Source organism: Streptomyces sp. NPDC005423 (assembly GCF_040606415.1).
Classification (GTDB): Bacteria; Actinomycetota; Actinomycetes; order Streptomycetales; family Streptomycetaceae; genus Streptomyces.
Genome location: NZ_JBEXET010000037.1, coordinates 39,550 through 57,228, shown reverse-complemented (window position 1 = coordinate 57,228; position 17,679 = coordinate 39,550). Strand labels below are relative to the sequence as shown.

Annotated in this window: 14 protein-coding genes and 1 pseudogene; 9 read left to right on the top strand and 6 right to left on the bottom strand. The window is 72.5% G+C overall.

The window, feature by feature from the left end; genetic code table 11:
- Window positions 1-538: 538 nt before the first annotated feature.
- Together ABZT12_RS29895 and ABZT12_RS29890 are read left to right on the top strand one after the other, a co-directional pair.
- Window positions 539-1,255 (top strand): annotated as a pseudogene (locus ABZT12_RS29895) (BTAD domain-containing putative transcriptional regulator); the annotation flags it as partial.
- Between the two features lie 144 nt (window positions 1,256-1,399).
- Complete coding sequence (locus tag ABZT12_RS29890) at window positions 1,400-2,608, top strand: MsnO8 family LLM class oxidoreductase (RefSeq protein ID WP_356390295.1); 1,209 nt, start codon at window positions 1,400-1,402, stop codon at window positions 2,606-2,608.
- A 102-nt stretch (window positions 2,609-2,710) separates the two neighbouring features.
- On the opposite strand, the gene ABZT12_RS29885 is transcribed toward ABZT12_RS29890, so the two are convergent.
- Window positions 2,711-4,027 (bottom strand): hypothetical protein, encoded by a 1,317-nt coding sequence (locus ABZT12_RS29885; protein WP_356390243.1) that lies wholly within the window; start codon window positions 4,025-4,027, stop codon window positions 2,711-2,713.
- A gap of 294 nt (window positions 4,028-4,321) precedes the next feature.
- Here ABZT12_RS29885 and ABZT12_RS29880 point away from each other — a divergent pair, with 294 nt between their 5' ends.
- Window positions 4,322-5,179, top strand: coding sequence for a formylglycine-generating enzyme family protein (locus ABZT12_RS29880; RefSeq protein ID WP_356390241.1), 858 nt, complete (start codon window positions 4,322-4,324; stop codon window positions 5,177-5,179).
- Window positions 5,180-5,208: 29 nt separating this feature from the next.
- The gene (locus ABZT12_RS29875) at window positions 5,209-6,498 is read left to right on the top strand and encodes a cation:proton antiporter (RefSeq protein ID WP_356390239.1); all 1,290 of its coding nucleotides are present in this window, start codon (window positions 5,209-5,211) and stop codon (window positions 6,496-6,498) included.
- Here ABZT12_RS29875 and ABZT12_RS29870 read toward each other — a convergent pair.
- A complete protein-coding gene (locus ABZT12_RS29870; RefSeq protein ID WP_356390238.1) occupies window positions 6,492-7,145 on the bottom strand; it encodes a hypothetical protein in 654 nt (217 codons plus the stop codon). The genes ABZT12_RS29875 and ABZT12_RS29870 overlap by 7 nt on opposite strands.
- Before the next feature lie 187 nt (window positions 7,146-7,332).
- On the opposite strand from ABZT12_RS29870, the gene ABZT12_RS29865 reads away from it, so the two are divergent.
- The 3 genes from ABZT12_RS29865 (at window position 7,333) to ABZT12_RS29855 (ending at window position 10,812) form a co-directional block, all read left to right on the top strand.
- On the top strand, window positions 7,333-10,020 hold the full coding sequence (locus tag ABZT12_RS29865; protein ID WP_356390236.1) for a LuxR C-terminal-related transcriptional regulator: 2,688 nt from the start codon (window positions 7,333-7,335) through the stop codon (window positions 10,018-10,020).
- A 103-nt stretch (window positions 10,021-10,123) separates the two neighbouring features.
- The gene (locus ABZT12_RS29860; protein ID WP_356390234.1) at window positions 10,124-10,321 is read left to right on the top strand and encodes a hypothetical protein; all 198 of its coding nucleotides are present in this window, start codon (window positions 10,124-10,126) and stop codon (window positions 10,319-10,321) included.
- Between the two features lie 218 nt (window positions 10,322-10,539).
- Window positions 10,540-10,812 carry a hypothetical protein gene (locus tag ABZT12_RS29855; protein WP_356390232.1) on the top strand — a complete coding sequence of 91 codons (273 nt, stop codon included), beginning with the start codon at window positions 10,540-10,542 and terminating at the stop codon, window positions 10,810-10,812.
- A gap of 41 nt (window positions 10,813-10,853) precedes the next feature.
- Here the strand turns inward: ABZT12_RS29855 and ABZT12_RS29850 are convergent, their stop codons facing one another.
- From ABZT12_RS29850 to ABZT12_RS29840, 3 genes are all read right to left on the bottom strand, one after another.
- A complete protein-coding gene (locus ABZT12_RS29850; RefSeq protein WP_356390230.1) occupies window positions 10,854-11,192 on the bottom strand; it encodes an RICIN domain-containing protein in 339 nt (112 codons plus the stop codon).
- A 978-nt stretch (window positions 11,193-12,170) separates the two neighbouring features.
- Window positions 12,171-12,974, bottom strand: a complete 804-nt coding sequence (locus ABZT12_RS29845) for an SAM-dependent methyltransferase (protein WP_356390293.1) — start codon at window positions 12,972-12,974, stop codon at window positions 12,171-12,173.
- Between the two features lie 230 nt (window positions 12,975-13,204).
- Window positions 13,205-14,635 (bottom strand): amino acid permease, encoded by a 1,431-nt coding sequence (locus ABZT12_RS29840; RefSeq protein ID WP_356390228.1) that lies wholly within the window; start codon window positions 14,633-14,635, stop codon window positions 13,205-13,207.
- A gap of 174 nt (window positions 14,636-14,809) precedes the next feature.
- Between ABZT12_RS29840 and ABZT12_RS29835 the strand changes: the two genes are divergently transcribed.
- A complete protein-coding gene (locus ABZT12_RS29835) occupies window positions 14,810-15,556 on the top strand; it encodes a GntR family transcriptional regulator (RefSeq protein ID WP_356390226.1) in 747 nt (248 codons plus the stop codon).
- 93 nt (window positions 15,557-15,649) lie between these two features.
- Window positions 15,650-17,122, top strand: coding sequence for an APC family permease (locus ABZT12_RS29830; RefSeq protein WP_356390225.1), 1,473 nt, complete (start codon window positions 15,650-15,652; stop codon window positions 17,120-17,122).
- 71 nt (window positions 17,123-17,193) lie between these two features.
- On the opposite strand, the gene ABZT12_RS29825 is transcribed toward ABZT12_RS29830, so the two are convergent.
- Window positions 17,194-17,673, bottom strand: a complete 480-nt coding sequence (locus ABZT12_RS29825) for an NUDIX domain-containing protein (RefSeq protein WP_356390223.1) — start codon at window positions 17,671-17,673, stop codon at window positions 17,194-17,196.
- Between the last annotated feature and the right edge of the window lie 6 nt (window positions 17,674-17,679).

The following is a 17,679-nucleotide window of genomic DNA, read 5'->3' as shown; positions in this document are numbered from 1 at the left end:
GCGCCCCCCCGCCCCCCCCCCCCCCGCCCCCGCCCGCGCCGGCCGGGGGCGGTCCCCCGATCCCCCCCCCCCGGCCCCCGGGGGGCCGCCCCCCCGATCCGGGGCCCCCCCGCCACCGGCGCGTTCGGGGCGGTGACCTGGTCGGCCGACGCGGCGGCGGGCTCGGCCGAGGCCGCCTCGCCGAGGAAACCCGGCCCGGCCAGGCGGGCGGCGGCCGGCCGGCACGCACGCCCATGTTCTCCCACGTCCCGGCTGCCCGCGGAAATCACTACAGCACCGGCACCCGGACCGGCGCCCCCAGCCTCGGGAATGTGACGTTCCGATGCAGACAAAAGGTGTGTGAGTCATTCATTCCTGAGGGGCCATCAGGGCGGAGTGCCGGCCAGGTCCTTTGTTCGCGTCCCCGCATTCGCATCATCGCAAAGCCACTGCCGCGGCCACATATCCGTAGCACCCTTCTGAATACGGCGGCTTCACGCCTCTAAACAGCAGGAACTTGCTGGTCGGGCCCTCCTGCGGGGAAGAAACGCTTGTGGCAATGTCGATACATGATTCGGTTGGTCACTGCATTCGGCGAATTATCCGTGCGGGACGACGGGACCGGCCCGGCCGATCTCGGCGGGCCGAAACCGCGTCTGTTATTGGCCCTGTTCGTCAGCCAGGCCAACAACGTCTTATCGGTCGACGCCCTCATCGACGCCCTCTGGGCCGGCCGGCCGCCGCGGACCGCGAGAACCTCCAGGTCTACGTCTCCCGCCTGCGACGCGTGCTGGGCGGTCGGCTGACCCACACGCCGGGCGGATATCTCCTGCGGCTCGACCCGTCGGAGTGCGACCTGCTGCGGTTCGAGGAACTGGCCCGGATCGGCAGGCGGCGTACCCGTGACGGAGAGACGGAATCGGCCTGCGACGCGCTCGTCGGTGCCCTCGAACTCTGGCAGGGCCGACCGCTGACGGAGTTCGGCGACGTGCCGTATCTGACCGCGGCGGTGGACCGGCTCCAGGAAATGCAGGTGTCGGCCCGGGAGTAATGGGCCGAGTTGGAGAACGACCGTGGCCGCCACGGGCTCGTGCTCGACCGGCTCCAGGAACACGTCGTCTGCCATCCCCTGCGCGAACGGCTCGCCGCCGCGTGGATCACGGCGCTCGCGGCGACCGGCCGGCAGAGCGAGGCCGCGGCCCACTTCGACACCGTACGACGGGCGCTGGCAGGGGAGTTGGGGGTGGCGCCGGGGCCCGCGCTGACGGTGCTGCACCGGCGCCTCCTGGCGGCACCCGGGCCCGGCCGTCGTACCGGACCGGGCAATCAACTGCCCCGCGACGTGCCCGACTTCGTGGGCCGGGCCGACGAAGTACAGCGTGCGCTCGGGTACTTCCGCGCCCGTCGGGAGGGCGGGGTCATGGTCGTCTCCGGGCCGGTCGGCGTGGGCAAGTCCGCGTTCGCCGTCCACGTGGCCCATCTGCTCGCCGACACCTTCCCGGACGGCCTGATCATGACCGAGCTCGGCAACCGCCCACTGGGTTCGGTCCTGCGGGCGCTGCTGGACAGCGTCGGCCTGCCGGGGCCGCAGAACGTCGGACAGGCCTTGGCCCGGTGGCGCGCCTGGGTCGCGGACCGGCGGATTCTGCTCGTGCTGGACGACGCCGTGGGCCAGCAGACCGCCCTGGCGCTGCTGCCCGGCTCCGGTGCCAGCTGCACTGTCGTCACCAGCCGGTACCGGCTCAGCGGCCTGGCAGCCGTGGCGCGGGTGGAGCTCGCCCCGTTCCGGGAGGCGGAGGCGACCGAACTGCTCGGCCGCGTCGTCGGGTTCGGTCGGGTGATGAGTGAGCAGTTCGCCGTACTTCAGTCGCTGCACGAGGACCGGATCGACCTCGGCGTCGGCCGCGCGACCGGCGGCACGGACAGCGGCACCCTCCTCGACCGCGCCCTGCGCCGGCCGCCGCAGGCACGCGCGGAGTTCCCCCAACTCCTGGACGAGCTCGTCGGTTTCCTCTACGGCCGCTGGCCGGGCGGGCACGCCTTCGAGGACCTGGAACTCTCCCCGGCGCTGCCGGTACCGCCCGGCGTGTTCGTCCTGGGCACCTCGGAGAACGGCGCCCGCGTCGCCGCCGCGCGCGGGCTGCCCTTCGCCTACGGTGCCCACCTCGGGCCCAAGTCCCGCCCCGCGTCCCTGGACCGCTACCGGTCGGCCTTCGCGCCCGGCCCGCTCGGTGCGAGCCCGTACGTCATCGCGTCCGTCAACGTCCAGTGCGCGGAGACCGACGCGGAGGCCGAGCGACTCGCCCACGACACCGCCGCCGCCCGGTTCCGGCAGAAACCCACGGCGACGTTCCCGGAGGCCGCCCTGCCCGAGCCTCGGGAGCGGTACCTGATCGGCAGGATGATGGACGACCTGCGACTCGTCCACGGCGGCCCGGCCACCGTCGCCGCCGGCCTACTGAGACTGGCCGCCTCGCTGGGAGCCGACGAGATCATGCTCGTCCCCTACGACATCACCGCCGCCGACCGCGCCCGCACCCTGCGCCTGACGGCCGCGGCCTGGCCGAGTCCGCCGGAACGCGGCCGGTCCCGTGCCGCCGACCGGGAGGGCCGGCCCGCGGTCTCCTGAGCGCGTCCGGGGACGGGCCACCCTCGGCCGTCCGTCAGCTCCGGGTGGCAGGTGTACCGACCGACCGGAGGCAGGCGCGGACACCCCGCCCGGCCGTCCGTCTCACCGGCCGGGGCGCGGGCCGGCGGATGCGGGGTTCCCCGCCCGTGTCCCGCGGCCGGCTGCCGCCACGAGGGCGATCAGCGCCAGTACGGCCAGGAGGATGAGCACCAGCAGCAGCACGGTCAGGACCGTGGGGTGATTCCACAGGGCGAACAGCAGGGCCAGCACGAGCAGGACGCCGACAGTGAGGAGGCGCCGGTGATCGGCCGTCCACGCGCCCGCGCGGCCGGTGTGGATGTCGTGGGTGCCCGCCCAGTGGGCCGCGGAGCCGGCGGCGCGCTCGGAGGTGCCCCGGACGGCGCGTGCCCCCCGGCCGGGCCCCACGAAGTACGCGCCGAGGGCGACGACCACGCCGAGCACGATGACGGTGCGCAGCGTGACCCGCAGGAAGTGCAGGAGGTGGTCGAAGATCGCCGCCGCGGCCGCCTCCGACTGCACCTGCGCCGGCAGATGGTCCAGGTAGTAGTGGCGGACGACGACCAGGGCGATGGCGACGATCAGGGCGGCCCCGGCGGCGCCCAGGGCCGTCTTCGCCAGAGCGCGCCTGCGCCGGTGGGCGAGGAGGACGCCGGCTGCCCCCAGGACGACGGTCAGCACCGGCATCCAGGTGCCGATCACGTCGAGGGCGTGCGCGGCGCCCTGGGCGCGTTTGAGCTGGCCGGACTGGAAGAGCACCATCTGTTTGTCGACGGCCGGGATGTGCGAGGCCGGTGCCACACCTGCGTCGACGAGCTCCTGCTTGACCCGGTCGACCGCGGTGCCGACGTCGAGGGTCACGGTGCCGTCCGCGACGCCGACCGCCCCGCGTCCTTTCCCGGTCAGAGCGTGCACCACAGCCGCGTGCGCGGCCCGGTTGGCCGACGTCCACACCTTCTCGAACCTGTCACTCTTGACGAAGCGCGTCGCCACCTTGTCCGCGGCGCCGGTCACGGCCGCGTTCAGCTGGGGGGCCAGGCCCTTCACCGCCTGGACCGCCGTGGGCGGCAGGCCCTGCGACTGCAACCACGCCGCCAGTTCGGCGGTGGCCCGCTTGCCGTCGACCCGCACGTCGACGGCGTGGACGAGACGGTTGTGCACGGCCTCCTCGATCGCGGGATCGGAGGCGAGCGGTCTGACCGTGGCGACGTAACGGTCCGTGTCGAGGGCGATGTCGTGCACCCAGACGGTCAGTACCGATACGGGGACCAGAACGCAGGCGAGGACGATCAGAACCGCCGAGGCCGCCTTCCGCACGGTCCGGGCGGCCGTGTGCGACCGGCCGCGCGAGGGTGGACCCTCCTGGGCAGGACCGTGCGATGGCTCCCGCGGGCTGGCCATTCTTTCCTCCAGGCTTGAGGCGCGGCCCGTTCGTGCCTGCCGCTCGTACCCATTCCTCCTGATCGCCGCCGACGCGGCATCCCGGGGTGCGCCATCCGGAGTCCCCCGTGTCGGTGCCGAGTGCTGAGGCGGCAGGTCCGATCATGTGCGGGTCGGTACGTTCGCTTCTGATGGGCGCCCTATGTCGGAGAATGGACCAGGCAGGCGGTGCTGCACCCCGTCCCGGGGTGAACCGCCGCGACCGGTGAGCGAAGGGGGCCGACCGCGTCGCCGGACGGCGCGTGCGCGGTCGGCATGGTGCGCGTCCCGGGCGGTTCGTTCCTGATGGGGGCGGAAGACGACTGGGCTGTGCCCGGGGACGGAGAGGGTTCGGTGCACCCGGTCCGCCTCGGGTCGTTCTGGATCGACCGCTGCACCGTCACCAACGCGGAGTTCGAGGACTTCGCCGACGCGACCGGACACCGCACGGATGCCGAACGGTACGGCTGGTCGTTCGTCTTCGCCGGGCTGCTGCCGGACGACTTCCCCGACACCCGGGCCGTCGTCGAGGCCCCCTGGTGGCGGCAGGTGCACGGGGCGAGCTGGCGCCGGCCCGAGGGCCCCGCCTCCGAGGTGCGCGACCGTGCCGGGCATCCGGTCGTCCACGTCTCGTGGCACGACGCCGCCGCCTACGCCGCCTGGGCGGGCAAGCGGCTGCCGACCGAGGCGGAGTGGGAGTACGCCGCCCGCGGCCCTCTCGCCCGGGCGGTGTTTCCCTGGGGCGACGAACTGGAGCCCGGCGGCGGGCACTTGATGAACATGTGGCAGGGCACCTGTCCCTGCCACAACTCCGTCGCGGACGGCTGGTACGGCACGGTGCCCGTCACCGCGTACCCGCCGAACGGCTACGGCCTGCACCTGATGTGCGGCAACGTCTGGGAGTGCTGTGCGGACCGGTACTCGCCCGCCTCCTACGCGCGCAGCCCGCAGGACGGGCCGCGCGGCCCGTCGCTGGGCGTGCGGCGGGTGCTCCGCGGCGGGTCCTACCTGTGCCACGCCTCCTACTGCCGCCGCTACCGCGTCGCCGCACGCGGCTCCAGCACACCCGGCAGCGGCACCGGCAACCAGGGCTTCCGCTGCGCCCGCGACGACACCCCGGCGAGGTCACGGTGAGCGGCGCCGGCGCGTGGACCGGGGCTGCCGTGGCCGCCGTCACGGCGGGGTACGCACTCCTCTCCCGGCGGCTGGCCACGACCGCCGTGTCGGCGCCGATGGTGTTCGCCGGCTTCGGCGTGGCCCTCGGTCCGGTCGGGCTGGGCCTGCTCGACGTGGGGCACGACGCGGAACCGGTGCTCACCCTGGTCGAAGCGAGCCTGACGCTCGTGCTGCTGACCGACGCGATGACCGTACGCCGGCAGGATCTGCGCGTCGGCGGATTCCTCCCCGGCCGGCTGCTGGGGATCGGGCTGCCGTTGACGATCGGGGCCGGCTGGCTCCTGGCGTGGCCCCTGCTGCCAGGGCTGACGGCGTGGGAACTGGCGCTGGTCGGGACGATCCTGGCGCCGACCGACGCCGCCCTGGGCAAGACCGCTGTCTCCAGCCCGCGGGTCCCCCCGCTGGTGCGCAACGGTCTGAACGTCGAGAGCGGCCTCAACGACGGTATGGCGCTGCCCTTCTTCCTGCTGTTCCTCGCCACCCTGTCCGGAAGCCACGCCTCGCGCGAGGGCACGGCCGGAGTGTTCTGGCGCGCCCTCGTCGTCAGCACCGCGCTGGGGCTGGCGGTCGGCATGCTCGGCGGGCTGCTGCTGTCCTGGTCGTGCGGGCGGGGCTGGGTCAGCCGCGAGTGGCGGCAGATCTACGTCCTGGCCGTGGCGGCGGGCTCGTACACGCTGGCCGTCGTCGTCGACGGGAGCGGCTTCATCGCCGCCTGGGTGACCGGCTTCGCCTTCGGTGTCTCCCAGCGACGGACCACGGCTACGGATCTGCCGGACGAGAGCGCGGACACGGCCGAACTCGCCGAGCAACTCGCCGGATTCCTGGCCTCGTTGAGCTTTCTGGTCTTCGGTGCCGTGCTGCTCGGTCCGACTCTTGAGCACCTGAACTGGCGGATCCTGACGTACGCCGTGCTGAGTCTCACCGTGGTCCGGATGCTGCCCGTCGCCCTCTCCCTGGCCGGGAGCCGCCTGGCCCTTCCCACGGTCGCCTACATCGGGTGGTTCGGGCCCCGCGGACTGGCCTCCGTCGTCTTCGGGCTGCTCATGGTGGAGGAACACGTCCCCGGGGTACAGCTTTTGGGCCGGGTCGTGGCGGTCACCGTGGCGCTGAGCATTCTGGTGCACGGCCTCTCCGCGGTCGTGCTCGTGGACCGGTACGGCGCCTGGTACGGAAAGGCCGCGGCGGGGCGGCCGGGTCTGCGTGAGGGGCTCCCCGAAGCGGACTCGGCCGCGCGGCGGGGCACGGACGGGCCGGAGAGGCGCAGGCCTCGTCACTGACGTCCCATGGCGATACGGATCCGGTCCTCGGGTCGGATGAAGTGGTCCGCGTCGTTGGGCCCGGTGTCGACCCGCACCCAGTGGATGTCACCGGTGAACGCGCCGTCCGGGCTCACGTGGTCGGGAGCGACCGGCGTGCCGGTGTCCACGCCCACGTCGGCGGTCTCGTCGGCGGAGAACAGGAACGGCAGCGTGTGCTCGACGCGGCCCTCGCCCACGCGGTCGCCGTCGTAGTACAGCGAGACGGAGCCGCCCTTGCCCAAGCCGCCGGCGTCGTAGGCGAACTCCCTGCGGAGGCGATCTCCGCGGTGACGGCGAACGACTTGTTCTTGACGTTCAGCAGACTGCTCTCGGTCAGCCGGCCCATGCGGTCGTAGAGCAACTGGTGGTCGGAGCCCACGAGTTCGGGCCCACATGTCGTCGTCGAAGGCGACCTGGGTGCCGGTGACCACCCAGGGCGTGCGGTGCTTGGTGACCGCGGACCAGCCCCTGTGGTAGATGCCCCGGTTGCCGAACACCTCGAAGTACTGCTGGTCGTGTCGCTCGAGTGCGTCGGCCTCGGTGAAGGAGCAGAGCATCGAGACGCCCTCCATCGGCGACTGCTGCACCCCGAGCTCATCCCGGAAGGCCACGCTCTCGCCGCTCACACCGTGCGGGTCGGTGCGCTCCGGCGCCTCACCCGCCTGGGATGACGAAGCGCGGCACGGCGCCGGCGAGCGGCTGTCACGGGCGGCTGACCAGCATCCTTTGCGGCGTCCCCGGGCCGGGGCGATGCTCGATCCGTAGGCGCCTACGGATTACTGGGACTACGAGCTGCGGTGCTGTATGAGTGCCATGCCCCGTCCGACCTCCGGCGGACACCGGAACCTCGCTGCCGAACGCCTGACGCCGAACGGTGATCCCCTCCTGGCGGCGCGGTTCAGCGTGCCGGCCCTCCCGGCCACGTTCGTCCACAGGCCACGGCTGGTGGAACGGCTGGCCGCGGGCCCGCACACGCCCGTGACCCTCGTCGACGGGCCCGCCGGAGCGGGCAAGACCCTGCTGGCGGCGGAGTGGATCACCGGGGAGGGCGCACCCGGCCGGTGGGCGTGGCTGACCGTGGAACCCGAGGACAACGGCCCCGGTGTCTTCTGGACCTGCGTACTGGAGGCCTTGCGGCGGCGCGGTATCGGTCCGCCCGACGACGTCGGCAGCCCCGCCCGCCCCGACGAGGTGGACCACACGCTGCTCGCCCGGATCGCGGCGCACCTCAGTCGGCTGCCGGAGCCCGTCGTCCTGGTACTCGACGAGTTCGACCACGTGGCAGGCTCCGCCGAGGTCGCCGACGAACTCCGCTACGTGCTCCGCCACGTGGGCGACGGACTCCGCCTGGTCATCATCAGCCGTACGGAGCCGCAGCTGCCGTTGCACCGCTACCGCGCGGCCGGCCACATCACCGAGATCCGCGGCGCCGACCTGGCGTTCACGCCCCGAGAGACGACCGAGCTGCTGCACCGGCATGGCGTGCGGCTCTCGGAGCAGGGCGTCAGGGCGCTGACCGAGCGGACCGAGGGCTGGGCCGTCGGGCTGCGGCTCTGCGTTCTCGCCGCGCAGCAGGCCGACGACGTGGACACCTTCCTGAAGGAGTTCGAAGCGGGCCGGAGCACCCTCGCCGACTTCCTCCTCGCCGAGGTCCTCGACACCCAGTCGGCCCGAACCCAGGACCTGATGCTGCGCACCAGCATCCTGGAACAGATCCACCCCGCCCTCGCCAACGCCCTCACGGGCCGCGACGACGCGGACGCGATCCTCGCCGGACTCCAGCGCGCGAACGCGTTCGTCGAGCCCCTCGGTCACTCGTGGTACCGGCTCCACCCCCTGTTCGCCGAGATCCTCCGGGTGCACCTACGGGTCCGGTGCCCGGGGAGCGAACCCGGGCTGCACCGCGAGGCCGCCCGGTGGCTCACCGAGGCGGGGCTGTACGCCGAGGCCCTGCCGCACGCGGCGGAGGGCGGAGACTGGGAGCGCACGGCGAACCAGTTCGTCGAGGAGCTGGCGATCGGGCAACTGCTCACCGGCCTGGACGCCGAACGTCTGGACCGGCTCTTCGCGCAGATGCCGCCGGACACCCCCGGCCCCGCAGCGGATCTGATCCGCACCGCCCGTCAGCTGACCCGCCATGACGTCGACCGCGGGCTCGACCACCTGCGCCGCGCCCAGGAGCGCCTGCACGACGACAAGCCCGCCTTCGCGGCTCACCGGCTGAGCTGCGCGCTGTTGCGCGTACTCGCCGCCCGCATGACCGGCTCGGCCGAGTCGGCCGAGGCCGCGGCCAGAGACGTGGAGTCGGCGGAACGGGCCATCCCCGCCGAGCGTCTGGATTCCCACCCCGAACTGCGCGCGCTGATGCTCACCGACCTGGGTTCGGCCCAGCTGTGGGCCGGCCGCCTCGACGCCGCCCGGGCGAGTCTGTCCCGGGCCGCGCGATCGAGTGCCGGTCCGGGCACCGCGTTCCTCCGGCACGAGTGTCTGGGCCGCCTGGCCCTGATCGACACCCTGCGGGGCTGGCCCGACCACGCCGAGAGGCACGCCGGGGAGGCGGTCGCCGAAGCGGAGCGCGGCGGCCTGTCCCCCGCCGCCCGCGCCGGAGTCGCGCAGCTCGCGCTGGCCGCCGTCGCCCTCGACCGCGACGAACTGACCGCCACGCGGGCCCACCTCGATCAGGCCGCCACCACCTCCGCCGCCTCGCACGACCCCATCGTCCGCGTCGGACTGGCCCTGCTGCGCTCCCGCCTGCTGCTCGCCGAAGGCCGTCCGAAGGCGGCGCTGCACCTCCTCGACGACGTGCACGACGCGCACCCCGCCGTCGAGCCCTCGCCGTGGGTCCAGGACCGGACCACGCTGACCAGGGCCACCGCGCTCCTTGCGGAAGGCCGCCCGGAAGCCGCCATCGAGGTCCTGGAAGAAGGAGGGACCGCCGGGCCGGAGAGCGTGGTGACGGCGGCCCGCGCCCAACTCGCCGTCGGTGCCGGGGAGAAGGCGCTCCGTCTGCTCAACGACCTCCCGGCCGGAGAGGGCGACGGGCCCGCCATCAGAGCCAGAGTGCTGCTGGGGAAGGCACAGGCCGCGGACGCGCTGGGCAACGACTCCGCGGCGCGGCGGCTGACCGCGAGAGCCCTGTCCGTGGCCCGGCCCGGGCAGCTCAGGCGGCCCTTCCTGGAGGCCGGACCGTGGCTGCCGCGCCTGGTGCGCCGCGGGCCCGCGCTCACTCAGGGGCACGACTGGCTGCCGCCCGCTCTCGTGGGACACGTTCCTGCGCGGGCGCCCGAGCCGCCCCCCGCCTTCATCGCCGAGCCCCTCAGCGAACGTGAGCGGGAGGTACTGGAACGGCTGGCGCAGACCATGTCCACGATGGAGATCGCCGCCGACCTCTACCTGTCGGTCAACACCGTCAAGACCCATCTCAAGAGCGTCTACCGCAAGCTGGCCGCGACCCGGCGCAGTGAAGCCGTGCGTCACGCCCGGGAGTTGCGCCTCCTGTGAGACGGCTCGGTCACCTGGGACAGGTGATGCCGCGCACGGTCCGGCGGTCCCACCATGGACGGTGAGGGGGAAGAGACGCCGTACGAGTGCGAGAGAAGCGCGCATGCGGTACGAGATCCGCGTCGACGGGGAGATGTCCCCCACCATGACCGAGGCGTTCCCGGAGTGGGAGAGCCGCGTCATGGCGGGGCAGACCGTGCTGTTCGGCCAGGTCACCGATGCGGAGCGGCTGTACGGGCTGCTGACCCGCTTCCAGTCACTGGGGTTGCGCGTGGTGGAGATGCGCCGCCTGCCGGAGTGATCCGCCCCCTCGTGCCACGTCCGCGTTCCTACGGCGGTCACGCCGGCCTCGGCCTTCGCGTACGCGGGGTCGGCCAGGCAGCCGTGGTCGTGGATGCCTGCGGGGCCTGCGGATCACCCGGTACGGGTGGCGTCGCCGACGGCCTGATGGAGGCACCCTGGAAGAGAAGGGCTCGTTCGAGCCGCGCACCACGCGTTGTGTGACCAGGAGGCTGAGCCATGGCGACGGATCTCGTTCCCCGGACGGTGAGTCTCGCGGACGCGCTGGCGGCCGTCGAAGCCGCGTACGGCCAGCTGAACGCCACCGCCGGTACCGACGAGCGGTCGCTGGAGCGACTGCACCACTGCGCCGAGGAGCTGGTCCGGGCGACCGCCCAGCACGGCCCCGGAGCCATCCGCCTGGAGGAGCCGTGGAACCTGCCGGAGCGGCTGCGTCAGCGCTACCTCGCGGCGGATCACGGCGCCCACTGGATCGAGCGGCACTGCGGGTGACGCGCGGGTGACACGACCGGCCGGAGAGGCGGGTGGCGCCGTCAGCCGCCGCTCCACTTCTGGTTGTCCGAGCCGGCGCACGTCCACAGTTGGAGTCGCGTGCCGTTGCCGGTGCCCAGATCCTTGACGTCGACGCACTTGTCGGCCTCGGTGTCGACCAGGTCGTCCGCGGAGTTGAGGCGGAACCGCTGGGCTCCGGTGCCGTCGCAGCCGACGAGGTCGATCACCGCGCCGTCGTTCCGTGAACCCCCTTGTACGTCCATGCACTTGCCCAGCGCGCGGACCGTTCCGTCGGAGGCGAACCGCCACTTCTGCCGGGCGGTGCCGGTGCAGTCCCAGATCTGCAGCGGTGTGTTGTCCGCCGTGTCCCCGTCCGTCACGTCGATACAACGGCCGGAGGCGTGGCCCCGGATCGGTACCCCCACGGCGGCGGTGCCGGTCCCCGCAGCGGAGTGCTTCGCCGAACTGCCCTGTCCCGTACCGGCGTTCGTGGTGTCGCCGTGTTTCGGGGGCTTGGCGGAGCCGGATTTCGTGCCGGTGCCCGGTGAACCGCCGACCGGTTTCGGCTGCCCGTTGGACTGCGGGGCGTCGGTCCCGCCGGCGCGGGGGGGCGGTGGACGTTCCGGAGGGCACGGCCCCGGACGTGCCGGAGAGGCCGTCCCCGTTCCGGGCACCGTCGAGAGCCGCGTCCGGCGCGGTACCGACCGTCGACGAACGCCCGTCGCTGTCGTCACCGCCGCCGATGAGGAACGGTGCCGCGGCCAGCACCACCCCGACGACGGCGGCCCCGGCCAGTAGTCCCTTGCGGCGCCGCGGGGAGGGGCCGGGGGCGACCGGGGCGGCGGCGCCAACAGCGTTTCGGGCGAACGGTGTTGAGGAGGCCGGCGGGCGCACGCCACCGTCTTGAGCGGGCGCGGTGAGCGCCGCGAACTCGGCCGCCGCCACCGACATGGGCGGCGGCTCTGTGCCGAGGTCGGGCGCGGCTGCCGTCTCGGGTGCCGGTTCGGCGGCGGGACCCAGCGCGGCGGCGGCCTCGGCTATCGCCGACGGCTGTCTCGATCTGCGCGGCAGGAGCAGCGGCGCGCCGTCGGACCGTCCGGCCCGGGTCGGGACGGCCTCCGCCGTCGGATCCTCGGAGGGGGGCGGGCCGTCCGTCATGTCACCCTTTCAGTAGGGAAGTCGATGGTCGCGCGAGGTGGCGGCCCGGGAGGCACGGCGTCCCCGTGCGCGACGACCCGCGACCCCGACGCTCTCTCCCCACACTGTGCGGGCGGAGCTTGGAACGGACTTGGAGTCCACTGGGTGCCCAACGCGGGATGCTGGATGCGGGGTGTGGGGTGTGGGGAAGCGGGTGCCGCTCACGGTTTGCGGGCGACCCCCACGTAGAGCGGGATCCGTGCACCGTCGTCGTCCTGTCCGCCGGGCTCGGGGTGCCAGAGCGCGCCGAGTTGGATGCCGGGGCCGACGAGGTCGAGTCCGTCGAAGAACCTGGCGAACTCGGCGCGGGACCGCACCTGCGCGGCGGTCCCCCCGGCACGGTAGACCTCGACGACCCGTTCCCACGCCTCGGGATCGAAGTCTCCGGTCGCGTGGGAGAGCGCCAGATGGCTTCCCGGCGCCAGCGCGTCGAGCAGCTCGGCCACGATCCGGTACGGGTCGTCCTCGTCCGCGACCAGGTGCAGCAGCGCCACCAGGGAGAGGGCGACCGGCCGGCTGAGGTCGAGGGTCTCCCGGGCCGCGGCGAGGATCCGCCCCGGGTCCCTGAAGTCGGCCCGGACGAAGGCGGTCCGGCCCTCCGGGGTGCTGTGCAGCAACGCCTGTGCGTGCCGGAGGACGATCGGGTCGTTGTCGGCGTACACCACGCGGGCGGCGGGTGTGACGGCCTGCACGATCTGATGGAGGTTGGGTTCGGTCGGTATGCCGGTGCCGATGTCGAGGAACTGGCGGATTCCCCGCCCGGCCAGCAGTCGTGCGGCGCGATGCATGAAGTCGCGGTTGGTCTTGGCCATCTTCTCCACGGCGGGGAAGAACGAGATGACCTGTTCGGCGGCTTTCCAGTCGACGGGGTAGTTGTCCTTGCCGCCGAGGAAGTAGTCGTACATACGCGCCGACTGGGGTCTGCCGGTGTCGATGCCGTCCGCGCCGAAGTCCGCTTCCGCCACTCCGCCCTCGCCCTCAAGTCCCTTCGGATACTTGGCCGTTGAGCAGTGTTCCACACCCGGGGCGTCACCACCGGGGTGGTCGGCGAGGGCTGGTGCCGCGCCTCGGAGACCACGGCACGTACCCACGTACCCACCTACCCGTGGTGCGGTGCCGGATTCCGCCAGGCCTGTTATCGAGCCCCGCGGACGCGCGTCCGCGGGGCTCGGGAACAGGGGTTCAGGACTGGGATTCAGGACTGGGCTGTGACCTCGGCGCTCCGTACCCGGTCGCGGACCAGTCGGCCGCGGATCAGCGCGACGGCCACGACCGCCGCGGCCACCAGGGTGGAGAGCACCACCTGGTCGCGTCCGCCGCCGTCGGCGGTGTCGGTGAGCATGTAGCCCAGCACGAAGGTGATCAGGGCGATGGAGGCCCAGGTCAGGTACGGGTACAGCCACATCCTGACGACCAGCTTCTCCGGCGACTCCCGCTCGATGATCTTCCGCATCCGCAGCTGGGAGAAACAGATCACCAGCCAGACGAACAGGGCGATCGCACCGGAGGAGTTGAGCAGGAACTGGAAGACGGTGTCGGGCCAGAGGTAGTTGAAGGCGACCGCGACGAAGCCGAACACGACCGAGGCGAGGATCGCCGTCTGCGGCACGCCGCGGTGGGTGACACGGCCGAAGGGGGCGGGGGCGTCGCTGCGCCGGCCGAGCGAGAAGGCCATCCGGGAGGCCGTGTAGAGGCCGGAGTTGAGGCAGGACAGCACCGAGGTCAGCACGATGGCGTTCATGATCTGGGCGGCGTGCGGGATGCCGATGGAGCTGAGGGCGGCGACGTAGGAGCCGTCCTTGAGGATCGCCGGGTCGTCCCAGCGCAGCAGGGACACCACGATCAGGATCGAGCCCAGGTAAAAGACGGCGATCCGCCAGATGACGCTGTTGGTGGCCTTGGTGACCGCGGCGCGCGGGTCCTGGGACTCGCCCGCGGCGAGCGTGACGATCTCGCTGCCCATGAAGGAGAAGACCACCATCAGTACGCCGGTGAGGATGGCGCCGGGTCCGTGCGGCAGGAATCCGCCGTGGGAGGTCAGGTAGGAGAAGCCGGACGCCGGGTGGTCCGAGCCCGGCAGCAGGCCGAAGACGGCGAGGGCGCCGACCACGATGAACGCGGCGATCGCGACGACCTTGATGCCGGCGAACCAGAACTCGAACTCGCCGTAGGAGCTGACCGAGGCCAGGTTGCTGGCGGTGAGCACGACCATCACGATCAGCGCCCAGCCCCACTGCGGGACCGCCGGGAGCCAGCCGGCCAGGATCTTGGCGCCCGCGGTCGCCTCCACCGCGAGGACCACGACCCAGAAGAACCAGTAGAGCCAGCCGATCGTGAAGCCGGCCCAGCGGCCGAGCGCGCGGTCCGCGTAGGCGGAGAACGAGCCGGACGTGGGGTTGGCCGCCGCCATCTCGCCGAGCATGCGCATGACGAGGACGACGAGGAGTCCCACGAGGGCGTAGGAGACGAGGATGCCGGGGCCCGCGGCGGCGATGCCGGAGCCGGAGCCGACGAACAGGCCGGCGCCGATGACACCGCCGATGGCGATCATCGACAGATGGCGGTTCTTCAGGCCTGCCTTGAGGCCGGGTTCGCTGGGCGGACTCTGGGGGAGCGTTGAGGTCATCTCGACATCCAGGGGGAGAGGGGGGACGGGTGCCGGGAGGCGAAATTAGTTCACTACGATCCAAAAAAACAAGACTTGTTTAAGTGTTCATCTTGCTCTATTTTCCGAGCAGGGCCGAGCGGCCCGTTCCCGCGGTGGCTGCCGCCCGGCTCACCAGGCCGTTAGGGTGGCGTCGTGGTGAACCCAGGGGGCAAGTTCGGGCCCTACAACCAGCCAGGTCCCACGCGGTCCGAGGCCGTCTCCGACATGCGGGACGCCCGCCCGCTCTCCGGCCGGAGCCAGACCGGAGCGGAACTCGTGCGGGCCCGGATCGCCCTGCGCGTACGGCTGGGGTCCCTGTCACCGGGCGACCGGCTGCCGGACACCGGCGTCCTCGCCGAGGAGCTGGGGATCAGTGAGATCACCGTGCGCCGCGCGCTGGAGGGCATGTGCCAGGACGGTCTGCTCGACCGGCGGCGCGGCCGGGCCGGCGGCACCTTCGTCGCGCAGGGCTGGGCCAGGGTCGTCACGCTGCTTTACGACGCCGACGAGGCGGCCTCCCTCGACGCCTTCCATCTGCTGCTCGAATGCGGTCTCGTGGCGCACGGCGCGGGCGAGCTGCCGGCCGGCCGGCTCGCCGGGCTGCGCGCGCTGGTCGACCAGACGGACCTGGCGGACGACCCCGCCCGGCTGCTCGAACTGGAGACCCGCTTCCACCTCGACCTCGCCGAAACGCTGGGTGGCGCGGGGATGCGGGAGCTCACCGGCGACCTCATCGGCCGGCTGTGCCTGCTGCGGCCCGCGCCGTCACCCGCCGTCGTACGGGACCGCAACCGCTGCCACGCCGACCTGCTCACCGAACTCGGCCGTGGCGCCATGGACCCGGCCGTACGGGCGGTCAAGGCGCACCACCAGGCACACCAGCGGATCCACCCGGGCTGACGGCCGATCGCACCGGTCCCCGACCGCCCACGCCCCGGCACCGCGGCCCGCCCCACACCCTCAAGTGCCGCACACCGCAAAGGAGTTGCCGTCATGCCCGACCCCGCAGCCGTCGGCCCCTCGCCGACGCCCGGCCCCGCCGGCAGCGCGCCCCAGCGCCTGCGCGGCGGTGTCCTCGGCATGGCCGACATCGCCGCCGCCACGATGGCCAACGTCGGGCCGGCCATGAGCTTCTTCTTCGGCTTCGCCTTCCTCGGCACCACCGCCGGCATCGCCTCCCCGCTGACGATCGTGGCCGCCGGCATCGCGGTCGCCCTGCTGGGCAACACCCTCGCCCAGTTCTCCCGGGCCCACCCCTCCGCGGGCAGCTTCATCACCTTCGTGGGCAAGACCTTCGGACCGGTCAGCGCGGTGACCACGGCCCTGCTGGCGGGGCTGGGCTACATCATCGCGATGGCCTCCGTGATCGCCATCTCGGGCGGGTTCGTCCAGATCACGCTGCACTACTACACCGGCGTCGACCTGCCGTGGATCCTCTGGACGCTGCTGCTGACCGGGCTCTCGGTGGTGCTGATGCTGCGCGGGGTGGTGGTCTCCACCAAGTGGGCCGGCTACTTCTTCGGGGTGGAGATGCTCGTCCTCGTCGTGGTCTCGGTCGCGGCGATCGTCCGGCACCGGGGCGGTCTCTCCGCGGCCCCCTTCCTGCCGCACCACCTCCACCACGGCCTCAGCGGTCTCGCGGCGGGCTTCCCGCTGGCCGTCTACCTCTTCATCGGCTGGGAGAACTCGGCGGCGCTCGCGGAGGAGACCCAGAACCCCCGGCGCAACGTCGGCCGCGCCGTGTTCTTCTCCATCGCCATCATGACGGTGAGCTACATCGTCTTCTCCTACGCCACCGTCACCGGCTTCGACTACGACGTGGCCCGGCTCGGAGAGGCCCGCATCCCGTTCGTCGACGTCGCCCACGACACGCTCGGCGCCCTCGCCTTCGTCGCGTACGTCGGCGGGCTGACCTCCACCCTCGGTGTGCTGATCTCCGGCATCAACTCCCAGGCCCGTCTGGTGTTCAACGCGGGCCGCGAGGGTCTTCTCCCGTCCTTCTTCGGCTATGTGCACCCCACCCGCCGCACCCCGACCAACGCGATCGTCACCTTCGCCGCCACCTCGCTGCTGATCATCGGCGGCTGGGGACTGGGCCACGTCCTGGGGCCGGGCGGCGGCCCGATGAACCCGGTGGTCTTCTTCACCGAGTCCTCCAGCCTGGGCGCCATCCTGATCCTGCTGGTGTACCTCGCGTCCAACATCGCGCTGCCGCTGTACTACCGCAGATACCGGCCGCAGGAGTTCCGCGTCGTCCGCCACCTGGTGCTGCCCGCGTGCGGCGCCCTGGCCATCCTGGTCCCGCTCTACTACCTCGCCAAGCCCGGACAGCCCGCGCCGTACAGCTGGTTCCCCTACGCGGCGCTCGCCGCCCTGCTCGGCGCCGTCGCCTACGCCGCCCGGCTGGTCCGCCGCGACCCCGGCCTCGCGGAGCGGGTCGGGTCGGTGGTCGCCGACGCGGAATGAACACCTCGGTGGGCAGCGGCAGTTGAGACCGCCGGCGCCGGCCGGCTCGGGTATGCGCGGGGGCCGTCGGCTCAGTCGGCGGTCGGCATGCCGAACCAGGTGGGCGCGTCGGACATGGCCTGCTTGATCCGGAACAGCTGGCATTCGCTCATCGCGGGCAGCGCGTCCACGTCGAACCAGCCCACCTGCAACGACTCGTCGTCGTTCACGACCGCCTCACCGCCGACGGCCCGGCAACGGAAGGTGATGTCCATGAACTGGCAGACGTCGCCGTTGGGATAGTCGACCGGCTTCCCCGCCTCGACCAGAACGACCCGCTCCGCCACACACTCCACGGCGGTCTCCTCGTACACCTCGCGCACCGCGCACTCAGCGGGCTGCTCGCCGGGCTCGGGGATGCCGCCGAGCACCGCCCACTCGTGGTTGTCCGCGCGCTGTCCCAGCAGCACCCGGCCCGCCTCGTCGAAGACGACGGCGCTCACCCCCGGCAGCCACAGCAGCTGCCGGCCGGCCGAGGCCCGGATCGTACGGATGAAATCAGGAGTAGCCATGGAGCG